At 75.6% G+C, this 3,991-nt stretch carries 3 protein-coding genes; all 3 read left to right on the plus strand.

The window, feature by feature from the left end; translation table 11 throughout:
• A partial coding sequence (locus ABTZ17_RS36415) for a protein phosphatase 2C domain-containing protein (protein WP_352200111.1) occupies positions 1-1,508 on the plus strand: 1,508 nt, incomplete at its 5' end.
• Positions 1,509-1,645: 137 nt separating this feature from the next.
• Positions 1,646-3,388: a pyruvate dehydrogenase gene (locus ABTZ17_RS36420; protein WP_352200112.1), complete on the plus strand. Its 1,743-nt coding sequence runs from the start codon at positions 1,646-1,648 to the stop codon at positions 3,386-3,388.
• Positions 3,389-3,505: 117 nt separating this feature from the next.
• The coding region (locus tag ABTZ17_RS36425) for a sterol carrier family protein (RefSeq protein WP_352200113.1) at positions 3,506-3,991 on the plus strand (486 nt) is incomplete at its 3' end.

The raw sequence follows: 3,991 nt of genomic DNA on the forward strand, positions 1-3,991 counted from the left end.
AGGAATCCCGTATGACCAGCACCAAGGCGGCCGACTTCAAGGTCGCCGATCTCTCCCTCGCCGCTCCGACGCCCACCCTCCCCGCGCCCGCCGCCCCACCGCCCGTCCCCGCCCCGCCGACGGACGGGCCCGCACCGCAGCCACCCCCGGCCCCGCCCCTCCCGCCGCCCGGGCCCGCCCCCGTGCTCCGGACCCCGCCCCCGCCGCCCCCCGCCCCCGCCGGAGAGCCGGCCCGGGAAGCGGCCCCGCCCCGGCCGCCCGGACCGCCCCCGGCCCCGCCCGCCGGAGCCGACGGCCCCCGCCCGCCCGTGCCGCCGCCCCCGCCCGCCCCGGCCCCCGCGGACGGGCCTCCCGCGGTCCCGCCCCCGGGACCCGGCGCGACCACCCCGCCGACCCCCGCCGATCCGCGCACCCCGGCCCCCGGCGGCCTGCCTCCGCTGCCGTTGCCCGGCAGCCGCCCCCCGGCCCCCGCCGGCGAGCCCCCCGCCGGTCCGGGACCCCAACTGCGCGGCGACACCGGCTTCGCCCTCGGCGCGCTGCGGGTGCCCCCCGTGCCTCCGCCGCCCACCGGCCCCGGAGCGGGCACCCCGGGCCCGACCGAGCCCTACCCCGGCGCGGAACCGGCCGGGGAGCCCACCACCGACCGCACCCGCTACGCCGTGCGGCACCTCGGGGAACGGCCCCCCACGTACGAAGGCGCCCCCGGCGGCCTGCCCGCCGCCGACCCCGAGGGCCTGTCCGCACTCGCCCCCGACACCGTCCTCGACGGGGCCCGGCACGGCCCGTACACCCTGCGCGCCGCCTCCGTGCGCGGGGACTCCGCCCGCTACCGCGGCGAGCCCCGCCGGGACTTCCTGCTCACCGCCCGCTTCGGCACCGGGGACGACGCCCTGGTCCTCATCGCCGCGGCCACCGCTGACCGGGCCGCCCCGGACGCCGCCGAGGCCGGCGGGGCCGGGGCCGGACTGTGCCGGTGGGTGGCCGCGACCGTCGGCCGCAGCCAGGAGCGGCTCGGCGCCGACATCCGCGCCGGACGCCGCGACGACCTCCGGTCCGGGCTGCAACGCCTCACCGACCGCGCCCACGGGCGGCTGCGCGTCGCGGGCGGCCCGGTCCCGGCCGGGCTGCGCTGCCTGCTGCTGCCCGTCGACCCGGAGTGCCGGACCCGGGTGGCCTTCGGCCTCGGCGACGGCGGCCTGTTCCGGCTCCGGGACGGGGCCTGGCAGGACCTGGAGAGCCCCGACGCCGGCCCGGAGGACTTCCGGTTCCGGGCCTCGGTGGCCCGCCCCGGCGACGCCCTGTTGCTCTGCACCGGCGGCCTCGCCGGGCCCATGCGCGAGGGCACCGCCCTGCCCGCCGCCCTCGCGGACCGCTGGGGGCCCGGAGCCCCGGGCGGCACCGGGCCCGGTCCCGTCCCGCCGGGCCTCGCCGCCTTCCTCGCCGACACCACCCTCCGGCTCAAGGGCTACGCCGACGACCGCACCGCCGCCGTCGTCTGGGAGTCCTGACCGCCGGGAGTCCGGAACGGACGGCCGTCCCGTCCCGTGCTCCGCCCCGCCGTCCGACCTTCCGGGAGGCGGGGCGGACCGGTCCGTGCGTGGATGGAAGGCGCACACGGCCGCACCGGACCGGAAGGGCGCCCCTCATGGCCAAGCAGAGCGTGGCGGAACAGTTCGTCGACATCCTCGTGAGCACCGGCGTACAGCGGATCTACGGGGTGGTGGGCGACAGCCTCAACCCGGTGGTCGACGCCATCCGCCGGACCGGCGGCATCGAATGGATCCAGGTACGGCACGAGGAGACGGCCGCCTTCGCCGCCGGGGCCGAGGCCCAGATCACCGGGCGGCTCGCGGCCTGCGCCGGCTCCTGCGGCCCCGGCAACCTCCACCTGATCAACGGCTTGTACGACGCCCACCGCTCGATGGCCCCCGTGCTCGCCCTCGCCTCCCACATCCCCTCCGCGGAGATCGGCCTCGGCTACTTCCAGGAGACCCACCCCGACCAGCTGTTCCGCGAGTGCAGCCACTACAGCGAGCTGATCTCCAGCCCCCGCCAGATGCCCCGCCTGCTGCAGACCGCGATCCAGTGCGCCATCGGCCGCAGCGGGGTGAGCGTGGTGGCCCTGCCCGGGGACATCGCCGGACAGTCGGCCCCCGACCGGCCGAAGGAGCACGCCCCGGTCACCGCACGGCCCTCCGTCCGGCCCGGCGAGGCGGAGATCGAGAAGCTGGCCCGGCTGGTGGACGAGGCCGACCGGATCACGCTGTTCTGCGGCAGCGGCACCGCGGGCGCCCACGCCGAGGTCATGGCCTTCGCCGAGCGGGTCAAGTCCCCGGTCGGACACGCCCTGCGGGGCAAGGAGTGGATCCAGTACGACAACCCGTACGACGTGGGCATGAGCGGACTGCTGGGCTACGGCGCGGCCTACGAGGCCACCCACGAGTGCGACCTGCTGATCCTGCTGGGCACCGACTTCCCCTACCACGCCTTCCTCCCCGGCGACGTGAAGATCGTCCAGGTGGACGTGCGGCCCGAACACCTGGGCCGCCGCTCCCGGCTCGACCTCGGGGTCTGGGGCGACGTCCGCGAGACCCTGCGCGCCCTCACCCCGCGGGTGCGGGCCAAGACCGACCGCCGGTTCCTCGACCGGATGCTGAAGAAGCACGCCGACGCCCTGGAGGGGGTGATCCGCGCCTACACCCGCAAGGTCGAGAAGCACACCCCCGTCCACCCCGAGTACGTGGCTTCCGTGCTCGACGAACTCGCCTCCGACGACGCGGTGTTCACCGTGGACACGGGAATGTGCAATGTGTGGGCGGCGCGCTACCTTTCCCCGAACGGGCGCCGCCGCATCATCGGTTCCTTCAGCCACGGCTCCATGGCCAATGCCCTTCCGCAGGCGATCGGCGCGCAGTTCGTCGACCGCGGCCGACAGGTGATCTCGATGTCCGGCGACGGCGGATTCTCCATGCTGATGGGAGATTTCCTCACCCTCGTGCAGTACGACCTGCCCGTCAAAGTGGTCCTCTTCGACAACTCGTCGTTGGGGATGGTCGAGCTGGAAATGCTCGTCTCGGGAATTCCCTCGTACGGAACCACGAACCACAATCCCGACTTCGCCGCGATCGCCCGCGCGGCGGGCGCCTACGGGGTCCGCGTGGAAAAGCCGAAACAGCTCGCGGGCGCCCTGAAGGACGCCTTCCGGCACAAGGGACCTGCGCTGGTCGACGTCGTCACCGACCCCAACGCCCTGTCCATCCCGCCCAGGATCAGCGCCGAGATGGTCACCGGATTCGCGCTCTCCGCGAGCAAGATCGTGCTGGACGGCGGAGTCGGCCGGATGGTCCAGATGGCCCGCGCCAACCTCCGGAACGTGCCCCGGCCATAAACCTGTCCGGACGTACGGAAACGACGCCCGTGATCCTTCCGTGACCCGCAGGAGTGGCCCCGCCGCCGCGGGGCATGCATCCCGTAGACCTGTTCGAGGAAGGGGATGTGAGTCGCCGTGCGGGCGCAAGCCGGTAAGCAGCCGAGGAAGGGGCGGCCGACAGCGCGGGAGCCGTCCGACAACGAGGACGAGGGGACGGAGGAGACGGGACAGGGCGGGATCGCCGGGCCGGGCACCGCCGGCGCCCTGCGGATGGACCGCTCCGTCCGGAGGGCCGATCTGCGGGGCGTGGGGGAGGTCCGCAGATCCCTGCGCGAACTCCTGAGGCCCTGGGGCAGGGCGGAGACCGCCGAGGTCGCCGAACTGCTCACCACCGAACTCGTCACCAACGCACTGGTGCACACCGACCGGGGCGCCGAGGTCTCCGCGAGCCTCGCCGCCGACCGGCTCCGGGTGGAGGTCCGGGACCACGTCCGCGGACATCCCCGACCGCACGTACCGGCCGCCGACGACGGTACGCACACCCGCGGCACCCCGCCCAACGTCGTCGAGACCGACCCGCTGACCTGGATCCGGCTGGCCACCGGCCGCACCAACTGGGCC

Source organism: Streptomyces sp. NPDC097619 (assembly GCF_040302735.1).
Taxonomy (GTDB): Bacteria; Actinomycetota; Actinomycetes; order Streptomycetales; family Streptomycetaceae; genus Streptomyces.